The 19415-nt window shown below is 50.7% G+C and carries 15 protein-coding genes; 5 read left to right on the top strand and 10 right to left on the bottom strand.

Annotated elements, in window-relative coordinates; translation table 11 throughout:
• Nucleotides 1-2: 2 nt before the first annotated feature.
• Nucleotides 3-1574: a response regulator transcription factor gene (locus B1728_RS01595; RefSeq protein WP_079908422.1), complete on the bottom strand. Its 1572-nt coding sequence runs from the start codon at nucleotides 1572-1574 to the stop codon at nucleotides 3-5.
• A gap of 216 nt (nucleotides 1575-1790) precedes the next feature.
• On the opposite strand from B1728_RS01595, the gene B1728_RS01590 reads away from it, so the two are divergent.
• Together B1728_RS01590 and B1728_RS01585 are read left to right on the top strand one after the other, a co-directional pair.
• Nucleotides 1791-3146, top strand: coding sequence for a cytochrome ubiquinol oxidase subunit I (locus B1728_RS01590; protein ID WP_079908421.1), 1356 nt, complete (start codon nucleotides 1791-1793; stop codon nucleotides 3144-3146).
• Nucleotides 3143-4162, top strand: coding sequence for a cytochrome d ubiquinol oxidase subunit II (locus B1728_RS01585; protein ID WP_079908420.1), 1020 nt, complete (start codon nucleotides 3143-3145; stop codon nucleotides 4160-4162). The genes B1728_RS01590 and B1728_RS01585 overlap by 4 nt, the downstream gene beginning before the upstream one ends.
• A 141-nt stretch (nucleotides 4163-4303) precedes the next feature.
• On the opposite strand, the gene B1728_RS01580 is transcribed toward B1728_RS01585, so the two are convergent.
• The 5 genes from B1728_RS01580 to B1728_RS01560 form a co-directional block, all read right to left on the bottom strand.
• Nucleotides 4304-5386 (bottom strand): Gfo/Idh/MocA family protein, encoded by a 1083-nt coding sequence (locus B1728_RS01580; RefSeq protein ID WP_079908419.1) that lies wholly within the window; start codon nucleotides 5384-5386, stop codon nucleotides 4304-4306.
• A 357-nt stretch (nucleotides 5387-5743) separates the two neighbouring features.
• Nucleotides 5744-6463 (bottom strand): response regulator transcription factor, encoded by a 720-nt coding sequence (locus tag B1728_RS01575; protein ID WP_079908418.1) that lies wholly within the window; start codon nucleotides 6461-6463, stop codon nucleotides 5744-5746.
• Nucleotides 6464-6718: 255 nt separating this feature from the next.
• A complete protein-coding gene (gene pnpS / locus B1728_RS01570) occupies nucleotides 6719-8512 on the bottom strand; it encodes a two-component system histidine kinase PnpS (RefSeq protein WP_079908417.1) in 1794 nt (597 codons plus the stop codon).
• 119 nt (nucleotides 8513-8631) lie between these two features.
• Nucleotides 8632-9498, bottom strand: a complete 867-nt coding sequence (locus B1728_RS01565) for a bile acid:sodium symporter family protein (RefSeq protein ID WP_256865189.1) — start codon at nucleotides 9496-9498, stop codon at nucleotides 8632-8634.
• A gap of 130 nt (nucleotides 9499-9628) precedes the next feature.
• A complete protein-coding gene (locus B1728_RS01560; RefSeq protein ID WP_079908949.1) occupies nucleotides 9629-11161 on the bottom strand; it encodes a fumarate hydratase in 1533 nt (510 codons plus the stop codon).
• A gap of 261 nt (nucleotides 11162-11422) precedes the next feature.
• Between B1728_RS01560 and B1728_RS01555 the strand changes: the two genes are divergently transcribed.
• From B1728_RS01555 to B1728_RS36060, 3 genes are all read left to right on the top strand, one after another.
• Complete coding sequence (locus B1728_RS01555; protein WP_079908415.1) at nucleotides 11423-12586, top strand: polysaccharide deacetylase family protein; 1164 nt, start codon at nucleotides 11423-11425, stop codon at nucleotides 12584-12586.
• 22 nt (nucleotides 12587-12608) lie between these two features.
• Entirely contained in the window at nucleotides 12609-13202 is a 594-nt protein-coding gene (gene yfbR, locus B1728_RS01550; protein ID WP_079908414.1) for a 5'-deoxynucleotidase, read from the top strand.
• A 148-nt stretch (nucleotides 13203-13350) separates the two neighbouring features.
• Nucleotides 13351-13512, top strand: coding sequence for a hypothetical protein (locus B1728_RS36060; protein WP_179135840.1), 162 nt, complete (start codon nucleotides 13351-13353; stop codon nucleotides 13510-13512).
• Nucleotides 13513-13665: 153 nt separating this feature from the next.
• Here the strand turns inward: B1728_RS36060 and B1728_RS01545 are convergent, their stop codons facing one another.
• The 4 genes from B1728_RS01545 to mdh all read right to left on the bottom strand — a co-directional run bounded on the left by B1728_RS01545 (nucleotide 13666) and on the right by mdh (nucleotide 18995).
• Nucleotides 13666-14091 carry a hypothetical protein gene (locus B1728_RS01545; protein ID WP_079908413.1) on the bottom strand — a complete coding sequence of 142 codons (426 nt, stop codon included), beginning with the start codon at nucleotides 14089-14091 and terminating at the stop codon, nucleotides 13666-13668.
• A gap of 98 nt (nucleotides 14092-14189) precedes the next feature.
• Nucleotides 14190-17279 (bottom strand): efflux RND transporter permease subunit, encoded by a 3090-nt coding sequence (locus B1728_RS01540; RefSeq protein ID WP_079908412.1) that lies wholly within the window; start codon nucleotides 17277-17279, stop codon nucleotides 14190-14192.
• Entirely contained in the window at nucleotides 17276-17869 is a 594-nt protein-coding gene (locus B1728_RS01535; protein ID WP_079908411.1) for a TetR/AcrR family transcriptional regulator, read from the bottom strand. The genes B1728_RS01540 and B1728_RS01535 overlap by 4 nt, the downstream gene beginning before the upstream one ends.
• A gap of 184 nt (nucleotides 17870-18053) precedes the next feature.
• Entirely contained in the window at nucleotides 18054-18995 is a 942-nt protein-coding gene (gene mdh / locus B1728_RS01530) for a malate dehydrogenase (RefSeq protein ID WP_079908410.1), read from the bottom strand.
• Nucleotides 18996-19415: the final 420 nt, after the last annotated feature.

Genomic DNA, 19415 nt, shown 5'->3' with positions numbered 1-19415 from the left:
TTTTAGTGTCCGATGATTTTATTCCGGTATTCAGTAGGCGTTACACTTTCGCGCTTCTCGAATTGGGTCACAAAATAGTCTGCATTCTGAAAGCCGACCGTCTGGGCGATTTCATAAATGCGCAAATCGGTTTGGCGCAAAAGCTTCTTGGCTTCCTCAATCCGAAGCTGCAGTAAAAAATCGTTGAAATAGACGCCGTAGGTTTTGCGGAACAGCTGACCGAGGTAAGCCGGATTCATATAGAAGGCTGCCGCAATGCTCTTGAGGCTGACGTTCTCGGCATAATGGGTTTCAATATATTTTTTCACCTTATGGATGCTTCCCTTGGACTGCTCCTTACGAAGCTGATCAAGATATTCCGACGCCTGGACCAAAAATCGGACAAGCAGCTCCTTTAGCTCCTTGAGCGTTATATTCATCTGCTGCCACTGCATAATCTCCGGCAATGCTATGAGGGGCTTCTCATCGCCTTCAAGCTCCTTGACCAGCTGAATTACGCTGATAACGCAGCGGGCGATAGTATTCCCGATGGCACGGGGCGCAAAGCGCTTATATTGAAACTGGTGGAACATATGATCCACCGTGCGCAGCAAGGCTTCCTGATCCTGCTCCTCCAGCTGGTCCATCAGCTGCTTATACAGCTCCGCATCGATATCGAGCGCATACAGCGGAATCCCCTGTACCTGCTCATACATGATTACCGTCTCGCCGTCCATGGCAAATTGATACTGTGCGGCCTCACCAGCGGTTACAAAGGATTCCCTCACCTCCGTCAGCCTGCTCACCGGTTTTCCGGCGAAGATGGTTACCGTCCCCTGGGCCAGCTTCGTTAAGCTTCCCTGCAAGGCTCGAAGGCTGATCTCCAGTCTCTGGTCAAAGCTCTCCAGCCACGCGTAGTGGATGAGGAGGCTGTATTTACCGTCAGCATGCTGTATCAGAGGAATTCGGTCAACGGACATACCGGGCACATTGAACACTTGAAGAATGCAATCTATAACGTGCTCCTGTCGGGGCGCCGGAAATGTATCCCCTTTCAAGCGCAGCTCAATGAGAGCGCAGCAGAATCGGGCAGCCCCCTCCATACGGAGGGCCGATAGCAGCTCCGGTTCGTCCTCCTGCTTCACTTGTCCCTGGATTAGCAGCTCCAGCACCGATCCTCCGACACGCCTGCCCTTGCTTATCCGGGTCAGCTTCTTCATGTTGATCGTATCGCATAGCTTAAGCAGAGTGCTCTGGAGCTCCTCTTCGTCAATCGGCTTCAATATGTAATCGACAACGCCGTAGCGAAGCGCTTGCTGTGCATACTTGAAATCGTGGTAGCCGCTTATAATAATGAAGCTGGGCTGACTCCCCTCCTGCTCCGCCACAGTCCTTATCACGTCCAAACCGTCAAGAACCGGCATACGGATATCTATGATGACCAGGTCCGGCTCCAGCTCCTTTATAAGCTCAAGAGCCTCTTGGCCATTCTCCGCCTCCCCGGCGATAACATAGCCCAGCTGCTCCCAATCGATTAAGCTCATCAAGCCCTTCCTTACATACATTTCGTCATCTACCAACAGCACTTTATACACAATCGCTTCTCCTTACTCATGACATAATGAATAATCGATGAACATCTCCTTGCCGGCCTGCTTTTCGTTCAACATATCAGCGTTCAAAGCGTCTGTCAACGTCAGCACCATTCCCTCATTCCATGTGAATTAAATCACATTCATATACTTATACTAACATTGGAGGAAATGGATAACAATAATCCATATCCTGCCTAATGACATAAGGAGCTGATAATGATGTCCTACGATCCTGCGGTGTACAGTCGCATATTGACAGGGCTTACCTTGGGCTTTCACATCCTGTTCGCCACGATCGGGGTGGGCGTTCCCGTGATGATTGCCATTGCGGAGTTTCTTGGAATCAAGCTGAAGGACCCTCACTATCAACTGTTGGCCCGCCGTTGGGCACGCGGCTTCGTCATCTCCGTCGCCGTAGGGGTAGTCACCGGAACTTGCATAGGGATGCAGCTGAATTTGCTGTGGCCGAGCTTCATGCAGATAGCCGGTCAAGCTATCGCTCTGCCGCTGTTCATGGAGACCTTCGCCTTTTTCTTTGAAGCTATTTTTCTGGGCATTTATTTATATACTTGGGATCGTTTCCGCAATCCGTGGACCCACTTCTCCATCGTCATCCCGGTCATTATCGGATCCTCGTTATCCGCTTTTTTTATTACTGTGGTGAACGCCTTTATGAATACGCCTCAAGGCTTCAAGCTGGAGGGGCGAACCATCATCGATATCGACCCGCTGGTCGCTATGTTTAACCCGGCCACGCCTAGCAAGACCGCTCACGTACTGTCCTCCGCCTATATGACCAGCGCGTTTTTGCTGGCGGCCATCGCCGCTGTATCGCTGCTCGCAGGGAAAAGACATGCATATTACACCAAAGCATTGAAGCTGACGATGCTCGCCGGACTAGTGTTCTCCGTGCTGACGGCCGTCATCGGGGATATGTCCGGCAAGTTCCTTGCCGAATATCAGCCGGAGAAGCTTGCCGCCGCGGAATGGCACTTCGAGACAACTGCTCGGGCTCCGCTGGTCCTCGGCGGAATTCTCGATGAAAACCATGAAGTCCGTTATGGGCTTAAGCTTCCATTCGCCTTGAGTATTCTTGCCTTCGGCAAGCCGAATGCCGTTGTAACCGGATTGAACGACATTCCTCCGGATGAGCGGCCTCCGCTCTATATTCATTACTTGTTTGATATGATGGTGGCCATCGGCAGCCTCCTGATCGTGCTGTGCCTGGCGTACATTCTGTTCGCCCGAGGAGCCCGCCGTACCGGGGGGGGCGAGCTGCCCCGCTGGCTGCTGCGCTGTATTGTGGCTTCCGGACCTCTGGCTATGCTTGCAATCGAATGCGGCTGGATATTGGCCGAGGTCGGACGGCAGCCCTGGATTCTCCGTGGTTATATGAAAACCGTGCACGGAGCCACCACATCCGCGAATGTGGATTGGATGCTGCTGCTGTTCGCCCTATTGTACCTGGTATTGGGAGTTACGGTATGGGCTGTGCTTCGCAAAATGTTCAGGAGCAACTCGGCAGAGAAGGAATTGGCCGGACGAGGCCTGGAGGGGGGCGAAATGAGATGAATATCGAAATTATCGGCATCACGGTACTCTGGATCTTCCTTTATGGATATTTGATCGTCGCCTCGATTGACTTCGGCGCCGGATTTTTCAGTTATTACAGTACGATTACGGGAAGGAAGCATCTCGTGCATGGCATCATCGAGAGGTATTTGTCCCCCGTGTGGGAGGTTACGAACGTATTCCTCATCTTCTTCATGGTCGGAATCGTCGGCTTTTTCCCTGATACGGCCTACTACCTGGGTACCGCCCTGCTGCTGCCCGGCAGCATTGCGATCATCCTGCTTGCCATTCGCGGCTCCTATTACGCGTTCAGCACTTACGGAGCCAAGGACAACAGCATCTATTTGCTGCTGTATGGCGCTAGCGGCCTGTTCATTCCGGCGGCATTGTCCATCGTGCTGACCCTCTCGGAAGGAGGATTTATTCAGGAGCAGGACGGACAGGTCAACCTTCTGTACGGCAAGCTGTTCACCAGTCCCTACGCCTGGTCCGTCGTGGTGCTGTCGCTGGTCAGTATTCTGTTTATTTCTGCAGCGTTTCTGACCTACTACGCCAATAAAGCCAAGGACAGCCAGGCAATGGAAGTGCTGCGCGGCTTCGCTATCGGCTGGAGCGCCCCAACGATTCTGGCAAGCCTGCTCGTCTTCTTTGCCATATACCGCCATAATCCGTGGCACTTTGACAATATGCTTCATTATGCATGGATGTTCGTGCTCTCGCTCGTCTGTTTCTTAATCGCAACCTATTTGATTTGGAAGCGGCAAAGGCTGGGCTTATCCTTTATTCTGGTCATGCTGCAATTCTTCTTTGCCTTCTTTGGCTATGGAGCTGCGCATTTGCCGTACATCTTGTATCCTATCGTTTCGATCCATGAGAGCGTCACAAGCCCGGAAATGGGCATTGCGCTGATCATCGCCTTTATTGCAGGCCTGCTGCTGCTCATCCCTTCGCTGTATTTGCTTATGAGGCTGTTTCTGTTCAATGCCTCGTACGTCCAGGGCAAGGCAGGCAAGTAGCCGACCACAATCAAACCTCTCCCTTCTTCACATGTGAAAAAGCCGTGAGCGCCCCCCTCTCTGCGTAAAAAAGTAAAAAAGCCCGAGCGCCTTCTATTTTGGAAGGAACCCGGGCTTTCGCTCGTTATGCTGTAACAGGTCTCAGTCGAAATAGACGGCCTTCCCTGTTTTCGACGATTCATAGATCGCCTCTAGTATTTCCGAAACGACGCAGGCCTGCTCCGGCGTAACAACCGGCTCCTTATCCTGCTCGACAGCTTCAAGCCACAAGCGCATTTCCAGATCGGCCGGGCTTTCCTTTTTCCCGTCGTAGAAGTCTACGCCTTTGGCATCCAGCTGAATTTGATTCATGAACAGGCGGCTGTGCTTTTCACCGTTAATGCGCAAACCGTCCTGCATATCGGCCCCGCCCTCCGTGCCGCAAAGGGTGGTTTTGGCTTCTCCCGTTTGCAGCATGTTGATGGCCCAGCTGGATTCCAGCATGATCGTCGCACCGTTCTGCATGGTGATCATTCCGAACGCCGAATCTTCCACCGTAAATTTCTCCGGGTCCCACGAGCCCCAAGCATTAGCTGCATCATGCTTTTGGGACAGCTTATGGAAGGCCGTGCCCAATACTGCTTTTGGCTTATAATTGTCCATCATCCAAAGGGTCAGATCCAGCGCATGCGTCCCGATGTCGATCAACGGACCTCCGCCTTGCTTCTCCTCATCCAGGAACACACCCCAGGTCGGTACGGCACGGCGGCGAATGGCATGTGCTTTTGCAAAATAGATCTCGCCCAGCTCGCCGTCGGAGCATATTCTCTTCAGGTACTGGCTGTCGGAACGGAAGCGGTTTTGATACCCTATTGTCAGCTTCTTGCCGGTGCGCTTGGCAGCTTCCACCATCCTGCGCGCGTCAGCGGCTGTCTTGGCCATAGGCTTCTCACACATGACATGCTTGTCCGCTTCAAGCGAAGCGATCGAGATTTCGGCATGGGAATCGTTCGGTGTGCATACATGCACAATATCGATGGAGCTATCCTTCAGAAGCTCTCTATAATCCTCATATACTTTGGCATCCGGAGTTCCGAATTTGGCTGCCGCCTCCTGAGCTCTCTCCAGCTCAACATCGCAAAACGCGACCATTTCAACGTTAGCCTGATTTTTCAATGCCGGCATATGCTTCCCATTGGCAATACCGCCACAGCCGATAATCCCTATTCTAAATTTAGCAGACATTTTGTTCGTCCTCCTTGGGTACGGTCTCTCACATGAACTTGTTCCTTACTTAGCCATAGTATAGTGAAGAATGTCCCGAAAAGATATTTCTAATCTGGCTGATATTATATCCGATTTTGTCATGAAATAATGATTCGCTTCCAAATCATCCTGCCGCATCCAGTCGTCAGCAATCGACAGAAATTTCCCGGGAAATGGCAAAAGCATCGTCATTCGAAACCAGGGCTCCTCAACAGCTTCAACTTTAATGCGGGCCATGGCATCGAGTCTGATTCGGGTACTTTTCGGTGAACCCAACTAAAGTAAGTCAAAAAAAAGAAGCGCCACCTTAGCAGGCCCGCTTCTATTTTTCAGCAACTATGCTTTTTTCACCACGGAGGTGACGAGCTTATAGCCGACTCCCCGAATCGATTCAATCTGTACGCTCTGCTGATTCATCTCCAGCTTCTTGCGCAAAGAGCTGACATGCACATCCACCGTCCGCTGTCCGCCGATATAGTCGAAGCCCCAGACGATATTCATCAGATCATCCCGTGTGACGACGACTCCGGGCCGTTGAACCAAATAGAGAAGAACCTCAAACTCCTTCGGTCGAAGCGGTATGGATTCCCCGTTCAGCATAACCTCATATTTTTCCGGGTAAATATACAAATCGCCGGCGGTAATGACCTTTTCCCCGGTCGTATTTTTATCCTGCAGCTGCTCCTCGGACATCGTCCTGCGCAGCACCGCCGAGACGCGCGCCAGCAGCTCGGCTACTCCGAAGGGCTTCGTAATATAATCATCCGCACCGTATTTCAGACCTTGTACGACTTCTTCCTCCGCATTCCGTGCCGTCAAAATGATGACCGGCGTTTTATTGCCCTTCTGGCGAAGCTTGGACAAGATTTCAAACCCGTTCAACCCCGGAAGCATAATATCTAGAATGATCAAATCAAAAGCATGCTGAAGTGCGGTCTGCAGCCCTTCACTGCCGTGATCGACCACTTTCGTTTCATACCCGTCCTGAGAAAGATTATAAGAGAGCAGTCTTGCTAACGTAGGCTCGTCTTCAATAACTAAAATTTTTTGCGTCATGGGAATCCCCCGTTTTAGTTTCTAATAAGACAAGCTTATCATAGCCTAGTTTTGTTGGCAAAATGTAAAGTGTTAATTTCATGTAAAAATTTTGCCCCCTGGCATCAAATATTGGGTAAGTTTGCTGAGAAACCTATAGAGCTAGAACTATTGCCAATATACTCCGGTGGGATGCCCCTCCAGCTACCGTTTCAAGCACCAATGTTAAGAAAGCCTTATGGAATCTTGAAAAATCCATAAGGCCTCTATATACAATTAATGAATCACAGGCAGCTCAATGATGAATCGGGTCCCCATCCCCACTTCGCTTTCCACACGAATGGTTCCCTTATGCAGCTCTACAAGATGCTTTACGATGGATAGACCCAGACCGGTTCCGCCGGAGCTGCGGGATCTAGCTTTATCCACGCGATAGAACCGTTCGAAGATACGGGGCAGATCTTTTTTGGGAATGCCTATCCCGGTGTCGGAGATCGTCATAAGAATTCGCTCGTAATCATCTCCGATAGGATCGATAGGCTCTACCTTCACCTTCACCTTACCGCCCTCAGGAGTATAATTGATCCCGTTGGATAAAAGGTTGATCAAAATTTGCCGCAGCCTGTCCTCATCCGCCTCGATGTACATGTCCTCATCCACCTGCATATCAAGGGAGATCGATTTCTTCATCGCTTCCGTATTCATGACATGGAGGCAGTTGCCGACAAACGTATGCATATGCACCGGAGAGAACTGCAGCGGGATCCGTTTGGACTCGATCTTCGAGAGCTCGAGGATGTCACCGATCAGCCGGTTCAGCCGCTCACTCTCGTCAAAAATAATCTGCAGGAACGACCTCGCCGTCTCCTTATCGTTCAATGCTCCGGCAAGCAGCGTCTCCGCAAAGCCTTTGACCGCAGCAATCGGCGTTTTGAGCTCATGGGATACGTTAGCGACGAACTCGCTGCGCATCCGTTCCAGACGCCGGACAGCCGTAATATCATGGAGCACGATCAGCACGCCCGCCCACTCCTCTTCGTTCAAGGAGATAGGGATAAGGTTGATCTCTAATATGCGCTCCGACGGGTAATAAAATATCATTTCATCCCGGATCAGCTCCCGGGAGTCGATGCATTCCTGAATCAATTGCGTAAACTCATATTGCTGCTTCGCTTCGTCGAATTTTTTGCCCAGCAGCTCCTGCGCGGAGAAGCCGAGGATATCTTCCGCCGATGGGTTCAGCAGCACAATTTTCCCGTCGCGGTCGATCATAACGACCCCGCTGATCATATTCTCGAGGACGCTTTTCAACCGGCTCTCGTCTTCGAGAATCCGGTTCATCTGCAGCTGCAGACTGTCCGCCATCTGGTTAATCGCCTGCCCCAGCTGACCTACCTCGTCCTTTTTCCGAAGGTGCACTCTGGCTTTGTAGTTCATGTTCGTGATCTGATTAGCGACTCTTGTAATCATCTCAATGGGGCGGGTCAGGCCGTATGCAACCCTGTAGCTGATTAGAGCAGCAATAACGAAAACCGTCAGCAAGCCTATCAGGATGCCATACCAAACCTTGCGGATCGATGCGTCTACATCCTCCAGACTCATAGCCAGCCGGGCATAGCCTTTGATGGTTGGGCCGTCCTTGACCGGAACGACAACATAGAGCATATTGCGCTGAATCGTTGTGCTGTACCGCATGTCGGAGCCGAACTCCCCGTTTTTGGCCGCCTCGGCTACCTCTTTTCGCGACAAGTGATTTTCCATCTCCTGCGGATTCGAATCCGAATCCCCAAGCACCTTGCCATCGGCTCGTATATACGTCACGCGGGCATCGGCAGACTGCTTCAGCTGCTTCGCCAGATCGGTGAAGTATCGCATCTGCTCGCTCTCCGTACCTTCCTGCTTCCAATCCAGGGTAAACAAGATCACCTTAAGCTCTCTATCCATATTCGTCTTCAGGGCCTCAATATGAGACTCCTTCAGCATCCGTGACATGAACAGTCCGGCTGCCAGCATCGAGGCTCCGATCAGCACAATAAATAGCAAGGTGAGACGAACTCGAAATTTTTGCATAATTCCCTCCGTTTGAGGCTGCTTATCGACTTGCAGGACGTTCTATGTGCAGGAGCCTCATAGCCTTACTGCCATGCTGTCCTCCCCGCTATCACTCATTCATTTAATAGACAGTATAGTCAATAGCGTAGCTGTTCAGCAGGAGGAATACCAGTTAATTTTTTGTAAAGACGGGACTTCTCGTATTTTTTCAGGCACCAGAAGTTTAGGGTTGCAAAAGGCTGCTGGATAAGAATCGACAGTACGACCGGCACCGCCGTTAACGGCTCGAAATAAGCGAGCGCCAGCACCAGGCCTAGTGAAATATTGCGCATTCCGGAGGAATAGGCGACGGTGACGACGATATCATGCCGCTTCATCACGAACATGGACGCAAAGCCGATCAAATAGCAAAAGATAACCATCAGCACAACCAACGGGATGACGACCACCATGTCATGCTTCATTTGGATGACATAGGGCTGAATAGCCGCCGCGTTGATCGCTACGACCGTCACCATGGCCACTTTGGAGCTGGGAGCACAGAACGGCGCCGACCATTCCTTGAATCTTTGCCGCGACAGCTCGTTCACGATAACCCCCAGAACCGTCGGGACAACGATAATTTTGATCAAATCCATCATGACCTTGAGATGATCGAAATCCACTTCCGCTCCAAAAAACACGGACACCTCGAACGGAATGACGAACGGGCTCAAAGCCGAATCGATCACGATCATGGATAACGCTAGCGGAACGCTGCCTTTCGAGAGCCCGATCCAGATCACGGACGATACTCCGAGAGGAATAACCGTGAATAGTACGAATCCCACCACATAAGGCGATTGGGCGCCAAAAAAGGCGCTGCCCAGAGCGTAAGATACGATGGGCGCGATAATATGCGCAGCCGTAAAAATAAGCAGCATCGGGATGGGCATGCGGAAGGCCTGCTTAATTTGGCTCCAGCTGCAGCCGGTAGCCATTACGAAGGTCAAATAGGCGAACAAATAAGGCGCCCATCCTGTGAGTCCGTTAAGATGCGCAGAAAAAAGAAACCCAAGTATCAAGGATACTGGGACAATTAGAGATAAATATTTTTCTATGATGGCATTAAGCCTTAATCCGAATGCTCTCATCTTAGGCGAAAACCGTCTCTTTGAGCAGGGAAAGCTTCTCCAGGGAATTTTTGTCTACTTCAGCATGCAGACTGTTGCCATGGGAGTCCATCGTTACGATAGCGGCGAAGCCTTCGGTTTGAAGATGCCACATTGCCTCCGGAGTACCGAATTCCAGGAAATCGACCCCGTTAACCTTCTTGAAGCATTGAGCGTAATATTGAGCGGCACCGCCGATAGCGTTCAAATAAACTGCGCCATGCTCCTGCAGAGCGGCCAGCGTTTTGGCGCCCATTCCGCCTTTGCCGATAACCATGCGGATGCCGAACTTTTTAATGATCGTACCTTGATAAGGCTCTTCCCGGCTGCTTGTCGTAGGACCTGCCGCTTTCACGTGCCATTCGCCGGCTTCGTCCTTCGCCATGACCGGACCACAGTGGTAAATCGCAGCGCCGTTCAAGTCGATTGGAGCATCATGATCCATCAAATATTTGTGCAGAGCATCGCGGCCAGTGTACATTGGTCCGTTAATAATAACGACATCACCTACACGCAGCTGACGGATTTGCTCCTCCGTTACTGGAGTTTGCAGGACAACTTCACGGCGTTCGGACGCTTCTGCGCTCGCTGCCGCTTCCTTCTTCATCGAGACGGTCTCGCCCTTCTCGTATACCCATTCCTTGATATCGCCGCTATTCGCATCCAGCAGAACGCCTTGTCTGCGGAAAGCCCAGCAGTTGTAAGCAACGGAGACGAAGAAGCTTGCAGGCAAACGGTTCATCACGCCCACTTTACAGCCGAGCAAGGAAACTTGGCCGCCGAAGCCCATGGTACCGATTCCCAACGTATTTGCTTTTTCCATAATGTAATCTTCCAGCTTCTGGAGATCTTCGATTGGATTCACATCATCCACGCGACGGAACAGCTGCTGCTTGGCCAGCTCATAACCGCTTGTCCGGTCGCCGCCGATGCCCACGCCAATAAAGCCCGCGCTGCAGCCTTGACCTTGTGCCTGATATACCGCATGCAGGATACATTTGCGGATACCGTCCAGATCGCGGCCTGCCTTGCCGAGCCCTTCCAGCTCAGTCGGAAGACTGTATTGAATGTTTTTATTCTCACAGCCGCCGCCTTTGAGAATCAGCTTGACTTCAATCTCATCACGTTCCCATTGCTCGAAATGAACGACTGGAGTTCCTGGTCCAAGATTGTCGCCTGTGTTGGAACCGGTCAACGAATCAACGGAGTTCGAACGCAGCTTGCTATCTTTAGTCGCTTGAGCGACAGCTTCTAGAATTTGCTTTTTCATGACAATCTGATTCGCGCCTACAGGGCAATGAATGATGAACGTCGGCATCCCCGTGTCCTGACAGATAGGAGATACGTTGCATTCCGCCATATCGATGTTGTTCCCGATGGTAGATAAGGAAATGGCCGAACGCGTTCCCGCATCCTCGCGCTCCTGAGCCGATTGAATCGCCAATCGGACGTCCGCCGGAAGATTGGTCGATGTCTCGACAATCAGTTTATAGACGCTGTCTTGAAAATGCTGCATGATATAATCCCCTTTCCAAATTAGGCCCTGCTCAATATATACAATGATGCATAAGTATATAATAGCACATTCCGCCAGCTTCAAAAACCGTGAAATGCAGTGCCTGTAAGGCTTCACGTCCCTTTATCCTCCAGAAAGTCGCCTCCCTTAAAGTTTTATTTAGATTTCTAACCTTACAGCAGGAATTTACTAGTGATCATAGAATACTTAACTACACGTAATTAGGAACTTTTGACTATACGTATAAGGAGTCTCACAGCTATGAGAAAACTCGTCATCAGGGCCGTTATATTAAGCATTCTCGGGCTTTGCCTTGTTCTTCCGTCCCTGCAAGCCGCCAAGACTAATGTCCTATATAAGGACCAGGTTGCAGTCATTATGTATCATCATGTGGATGACGATGCCAAAAGCTTCGGCACTATCACCACCAAGCTGTTTCAGGATCAGCTGACCTTTTTGAAAAGCAAAGGCTACCAATTCATTACGCTGAGCCAGTTCAAGGAGTTCATGAACGGGGCCTCCGTGCCGAATAACGCCGTATTGGTCACTTTCGACGATGGCTATGAGAGCTTCTATGTGAACGCTTACCCTATTTTGAAAAGCATGCGGATCCCTGCCGTTAATTTCGTCATAACGAAGGATTTGGAGAATCCGTTAGCCAGCTACATCCCTTCATTATCCCAGGACGAGATTACCGAGATGACGAGCGATACGAATTTCATTGACGCCCAATGTCATACGGATGATTTTCACCATAAGCTGCCCGACGGTTCCGCCGCATTAATCGGCAGGCTGGTCACCAACGGCAAGAAGGAGACGGAAGAAGAATACAAGCAGCGTGTCATTAAGGATACCCAGACCTGCATAACCAAATTAAGCGCGGTGGACCCCGAGCCGCCCGACACTTTAGCTTATCCTTACGGCTTCTATGATGATAAAGCCATTGAATATATCCGCCAAGGCGGAATTAAATACGCATTCACGATCATACCGGAAATGGCGACAAGAGATGTCGATGCGATGAAAATCCCGCGAATCAATGCCGGGAACAGTCTGATTACACCCGAGGGTCTTCATAATTCCATTGTTCGCAGCATTGTAGCTCTCACACCGCCAACCAATGAGCTGCCTCTTGTGGAAACGATGGCGCAGCTGGGAGGCAAAGCCACCGTAAACGGGAATACGGTGACCATTCAGTATAAAACCGGCCAGTGGACCGGAACCGTCAACAGCCAGAAGATCGCCGCTGCCGGCAATAATCCGGGCAATACCGCCAAGCCGGTGACGCTGCAGAAGGCGTTATGGACGAAGAATCATCAACTATTTATCACGCTAAAAGATTTGGAAACTGTCATCGGAGCGCAAATCGTGTATAATCCTACTGTACAAAGCTTTTCCGCTCGGCAGACGCCGGTGATAAAGTAGTAAACAGGATAGGATGAGTTGGATGGACAGTCATTTTTTCGCTTATATGTATCGATTGCGTTACATTGAACGCTGGAGCCTCATGCGCAACATCGTTAAGGAGAATGTGGCGGAGCATTCGTTTCATGTCGCTTTGCTGACTCACGTGCTCTGCACCATTGCCAATGAGGAATTCAACCGCAACGTTCCGACCGACCGCATTGTCAGCATGGCCTTGTTCCATGACGCTACGGAAGTGTTCACAGGGGATATCCCGACGCCGGTCAAGCATCATAATCCCAAAATATTATCCAATTTCCGCGACATCGAACAGATGGCGGCAGAGCGCCTGCTGGACATGATACCTCCAAAGCTGAAGCCCGTGTACGAGCCTCTGATCGACGCCAAATCCGCCGGATTGGATCCGGAGCTGAAGCGTTATGTCAAGGCGGCCGATCTGTTAGACGCTTATTTGAAATGCGTGACCGAGCTATCGGCGGGCAACAAGGAGTTCGGCAGCGCCAAGAAGCAAATCGAGCACTCCATTCAGGAGATGAACATGCCGGAAATGGAGTATTTCCTGAAGCATATGGCACCAAGTCTGGAAAAGACGCTGGACGAATTGTCCGAGGAATAATACGCGAAAGCTTGGGGATACCTATCCCTGAGCTTTTTTGACACGCCAGAATTTATAAATTTCGGGGCTCCCCGCAAGGTACCTGAATCAGATTCGAAGCCAAGGCCTCACTTTGTGGGGTTATTTTGCTTGCGTGATCAAGGAAGGAATGAGGAGGACTTGGGCCGAATTCCAGTCGCTGCCCGATGAGCGGAAAGCGCAAGCCTATCATATTCCGGAAGAAGAGGCTGCCTTCTTGAAGCAGGCTATGACCGTATATTCTAAGAACAAGCTTCGTAACTCTAATTCAGAACGACTTGAACATGAATGAATAGGCCCGCAAGTAAAATCATCTCATAAAGTGTGGCCCAGGCTTCGAAGCTGACTCTGGTACTTTGGGGAGGCACCTGAATTGATAAGTTCTATAATATAAAAAAAGCTCAAAGGCCTTACTTGACCTTCGAGCTTTTTTGCCTATCTGCCATTAGCTGGCGTAGAACGGGAATTTCATCAAGGTGACGAGGACAAAGAAAACAATCCCTGCGATCACGCTAACCGATTTGATTTTACCGATATGGTCCTTGATTTTGCTGCCGGATGGATCAGCCAAAGCTTTGCGCATAGCGCTGCCCAGCACTCCGGTTAATGCTCCCAATGCCAGGAACAATACGACAGCCAGAACCATCCACAGAACGCTGTAATGCTGCTTGCTGACCAAATATCCGCCTGACAACAATCCGATAACCAATGCCAGCTGGCCGGCCCGATTCGCTGCGAACAGCACGCTTAAAAAGCCGAACTGCGCCGAACCGGACAAGGCTTGAACCCGCATGGACAGGAACGGAAACATGAGATAAATCCCCATAAGAATAGCGGACAGCACGTGTAAATATACGAACACTTGTATCATTCGGATGCCCCCATCTGCTTAGTTTAATCCTTTTAATTATACCTGAATTGTCCAATCCTAAGCAAATGTTGGCAGCTGTTTTGGCACATATTTCATCCCTAATTGTGAACGGCAACGCCTTTTTTGGCAGCTCGTTTATCACGCCATTTGGCCAGAATGACGAACAGGGACGGCACCACAATCAAGGTTAGCAGGGTCGAGTAAATCAAGCCCGAAATGATGGTTATCCCCATCGGCCTCCACAAGTTACCGCCCATGATGGTCATAGGAAGCAAGCCGCCGATAGCAGTTGCCATGGTTAGCAGGATCGGTCTGAGTCTCGCCTTACCCGCTTCCGCCACCGCTTCATACAGCGGTAAGCCATGCTCTCTGGCCTGCTCGATAAATTCGATGAGTATAATACCGTTTCGCACCACAATGCCAGCCAAGCTGACCAGCCCCATCAGGGCCATGAAGCCGATCGGCGAGTTCGAAAGAAATAATCCGATAACGGCGCCCCCGGCGGCCAAATACACCGTCGACAGTATGAGAATCGGGATCGATAAGGAGGAGAACTGCATGACCATAATAATGTAAATGAGCAAAACGACGACTATAGACAGCTTGCCTATCGAAGCGAAGGCGTCGTTCCTCTCCTCGTTCTCGCCTCCGAATTCTACGGTGTACCCCGCCGGAAGCTTATATTGGTTCATGTCGGCCTTCAAATCCTTAACGATTTCGTCAGGTAGCCGGTCCTGTGCATAGCTGCGGACAATGATCGTTCGTGTCTGGTTACGGTGATGTATCTGCTTCATCATTTTGCTGCTCTGAATATCGCCCAGCTCGCGCACCGTCACGGTTCCGCCGTTTTGCGCAGGAACATACATTTTACCCATCGTGTCTACAGGATTGGCATTTCTTTCCTTGGCGTAAAGGGATACGTCCAACAGCTCCTTGCCCTGCTGCAGCGTCGTAATTTTCAGACCCTCTGTTGCTATTCTCAGCGTCTGGGACAGATCTTTGTCGCTTACCCCGAACAATCTCAGCTTGTCAGGATCCGCCTTGATCTCAATCGTGTTCATATCGACGCCTACATCATCCGAAATGCTCACCGTACCCGGAATACGGGCCAGCATCCCCTTCACCTCTTCCGACAGCTGGCGCAGCTGGTCGAGATCATCGCCGCTGATTCTTACCGCAATAGGGGCTCCTACCGGAGGTCCCTGCTCCAGCTCACGAGGCGTAATTTCCACATCCTCCGGAAACATCGCTTTCAGCTGCTGTCTCCATTCGGTAATTACTTCCTTCGTGCGAATGACCTTCGGATCGATTTTGACGAATAGCTGCCCTAGCTCGATTCCTGACATGTCGGATTCCGAATAATAGAACCGCGGGGTCGAGCTGCCCGAGTATGCCGATACAAATACGACGCCCTTCTGCTTCTGCATCCAATCGGCCGCTTTACTTAGCGTATATTCCGTCTCCGCGAATACTCTGCCGGTCGGCAGCTTGAAATCGATTAGCATTTCGTCCTTTTCGGCCGGAGGAAAATACTGTACCCCCAGCAGCGGCAGCAATCCGAAGCTGCTTGTTCCGATTAACAGCGCTACAAGCCCTGTTAGTAAAGGCCTTTTTAAAAACTTATAAATCTGCTTGCCATACAGCGCGCTGAGCTTCTGAATCGGTTTGCCTAACAAGCCCGGCGCCGTATTTCCTGTATGTAATGCCTTGCCTCTCTTCAATACCCGTTCCCCGACCCACTGACGAAATATCGGAATGATGGTCAGCGACATCGCCATAGAGGCAGCGAGGGTCAACGTAATAACGACGGGCAGAGGACGGATGAAGCTTCCGATATTGCCTTTCAGGAAAAACAGCGGCATGAATGCAGCGGCAGTGGCAATCGTCGCGGTCAGAATCGAAATGGCTACGTCCCGGCTGCCCTCCAAAGACGCTTTGGCCGGATCGTCGCCCAGCTGAAGACGCCGCTGGATATTATCATTGACTACGATAGCATCATCGACCAGAATCCCAAGAACAATGACAATAGCTACAATCGTGATCTGGTTCAGGTCAATCCCCAGCGCCTCTACGGGAATAAAGCCAACCGTAATCGATATAGGGATCGCAAGCGCTACGATCAGCGAGGTTCCGAAGGTCAGGCCCAGTGAACAAACTACAATAACTACGGCAATCCCTATGAGCAGCTCTCGGCCCAATTCCTTGAATAAATGATCGAGGCTCTCTTTTTGCGAAAACAGCGAGCTTAAGGTCACCTGCTCGGGAAGCTGCGTCTTAAGCTCCGCCACTTTGCTGTCGATTCTCTTTTGCAGAGCCGGAATATCGGTCCCTTTCTCCGCATTAATAACAATATCCAGAGTAGGTTTGCCATTATGGAGCACGCTGACTTCCGTCTTCTTAGGGCGCTGCTTGACATCCGCTACATCCTTTATTTTCAGGGACTTGCCGTTAGGGAGTCCGAGTAATTCCGTATTGGCGATATCCTCGGCAGACTTCCATTCCCCGCCCAAGTTGACGTAGTAGGATTTGCTGTCTTTATTTACCGTCCCCAAGGGAACTCGGTCATGGCCGTTCAGGAGCGCCTGCGCGACAATGCTCCAAGGCAGATGGAACGTATCCATCTTCTCGGTGTCCAGAACGACCGCCACTTCCTGATCGGGTAAGCCCACAATGTCCACGTTGCTTACTCCGCTAATCGTAGCCAGCTGCTTCTTCCAGTTTTCCATCGTCGGTCTGAGCGGCTCCAGCTGATCGGGAGTTTCCACGGTAAAATGCAGGATTTGCTCCGCTATCTTGCTTAAATCATCATTCACTTCCGGCTTATGCGCTTCGGACGGCAGCTCGCTCTCGGCGGACTGTACCTTCTGCTTCAAGGTATCCCAGGCGCGTTTAATATCCGTGTCGGCTTTCACCTCTACGTTAATAATGGACACGTTAGCCATAGAAGTGGAGCTGAGAACTGAAATATCGCTCATTTCCTTGATCTTTTCTTCGAGCGGGCGCGTTACGAACTGCTCGACTTTCTCCGGTGACGCTCCTGGATACACAGTCTTCACCAAAGCCACCGTCAGGTCAACCTCCGGATTCTCCCGCTGCTTCAAAGTAAATATATTCACAATACCAATAAGAACAGCCATGATAAAAAACAGCAGCGTCACCTTGCGGTATCGTATCAGCTTGTCGATCATTCCGCGCTCACTTCCGTTTTCATGCCTGGCGGACAATCCGATTTCACGATAGCTTCCGTTATGGCATCAATATATTCCGGACCGCATTGCTTAACGACGAACCATTGATAGGCGACCATCTCGACCATCCCGATTTTGGAAAAGGCGGCTATCTCCAGCTGCTCCTCCGTAAATTGTGGTGCATCTCCTGCTTCCATCATATGCCCTTTAATAATCAGCATCATTTCATAATAAAAGGCGTCCGATATATCTTTAATCTCCTGGGAAGCTACTCCATTACGGTACAAGATCTGGAGAATCGTCCGGTTCTGATAATAGACCGTTAATGCCCGGTGAATCATCCAATAAAACACTCCGTCATCCTCGCAGGATTCGTCCGGGCCGAGCTTGAGCGCCGCTGAAATCTCCTCCAGGCACGATGCGGCGATCTCTCTGAACAAATCCTCCTTGCTTTGAAAATACAAATAAAATGTTCCTTGAGCAACGCCTGCCTCCCGAACAATATCCGAAACCTTCGTCTGATGATAGCCCTGCTCTTCAAAAAGCTTCAGTGCGGCTTCAATCATATTGGATTTCTTGTCCTCTCCCACACTCCATCCCCCTCTTACAAATCAAGCTCTCCATTTATGACTGATGAGTCAGTCATATGTATAATAGCATCATTTTCCAACCTATGCAATGGTGTCCACTTAACGAGTGTCGGCAAAAAAATAACCAGCCAGGGACGAGTCCCCGACTGGTTATTGGATGGATGATAGGCTCTATTCGAGTCCGTTAGCCCGTAACGATTTTGATGACGTTGCGTACGGATTCGGCGGATTTGTCCAGAGCTGCTTTCTCTTCCGGAAGCAGTTCCAGCTCAAAAATTTTCTCGATGCCGTCGCCGCCGAGCAAAGTTGGTACGCCCATAAACAGGTTTTCGTAGCCATACTCGCCTTCTAGCAGTGCGATGGAAGGAAGGATGCGTTTCTTGTCTTTCACGATGGCTTCCGTCATTTGAACCAAGGAAGCTGCAGGCGCATAGTATGCACTGCCGTTGCCCAACAGGTTGACGATCTCTCCGCCGCCTGTACGGGTACGCTGCACAATAGCTTCAATGCGGTCAGCTGGAATCAGCTTCTCGATAGGAATGCCTCCAACGTTGGAGTAACGAACCAATGGAACCATGTCGTCGCCATGGCCGCCTAATACGAAGCCGCGTACGTCCTCAACGGATACATTCAGCTCTTGAGCGATAAATGTGCAGTAGCGAGCCGTATCCAAGACACCGGATTGACCGATGACACGGTTCTTAGGGAAGCCCAACGTTTGGTAGGCTACGTAAGTCATGGCATCCACAGGGTTACTCAGGATGATCACGATGGAATCCGGGCAGGATTGCTTAACGTTCTCGCAAACGGATCTTACGATACCTGCGTTCGTGTTCACGAGGTCATCGCGGCTCATGCCAGGCTTGCGGGCGATCCCTGCCGTGATGATCACGATATCGGATCCGGCTGCGTCCTCGTAGCTGGCTGTGCCTACGATGTTGCTGTCAAACCCTTGGACCGGGGAAGCTTCCATCATGTCCAATGCTTTCCCTTTTGTAGGGTTTTCCAAAGGTGCGATGTCCAGCAATACTACGTCACCAAGTTCTTTTTGAGCCAGCATCAACGCCGTAGTCGCACCAGTGAAACCAGCGCCGACAACCGTAATTTTTTTACGCTTGATTCCCATGAGTATAGCCTCCTGAAAGTTTATTTGGTGTTTGTGTATGTAACCGTGTGTTATTCGGATTTGGGATGTGCCTCCGGCCGCTGTTGAAAGTGTGTTCTTTGATTAGACCAATAAGGTGGGAACACACTTTCAAAGGCGGCACGTAAACTCTCCGGCACATTCCCAAAGTCCTTAGTTCACGTTTAAATACACAAATCAAGATTAACCTTTCCCTCGTCCAGAGTAGAAAGAATGTGCCTCAAAGAATCTGAGGCACACACAATCATATCTATCTGGTAGCGTGTCGCGGGATGCTTGGCGTCAGCTCAAGCTTCCGCGACAGACGCGGTCCACACACTCGCCATGCTTCCATCCACTTCTGCCTCTCCTTAGACAACCTTTACGTCGTCCAGGGGGCGTAACCCTTGGGGTCCCCCTTAC

Origin of the sequence: Paenibacillus sp. 32352 (assembly GCF_002042965.1) — a bacterium.
GTDB classification, from domain to species: domain Bacteria; phylum Bacillota; class Bacilli; order Paenibacillales; family NBRC-103111; genus Paenibacillus_S; species Paenibacillus_S vulneris.
The sequence above is the reverse complement of the archived record's forward strand: the minus strand, read 5'-3'. Positions and strand labels throughout refer to the sequence as shown.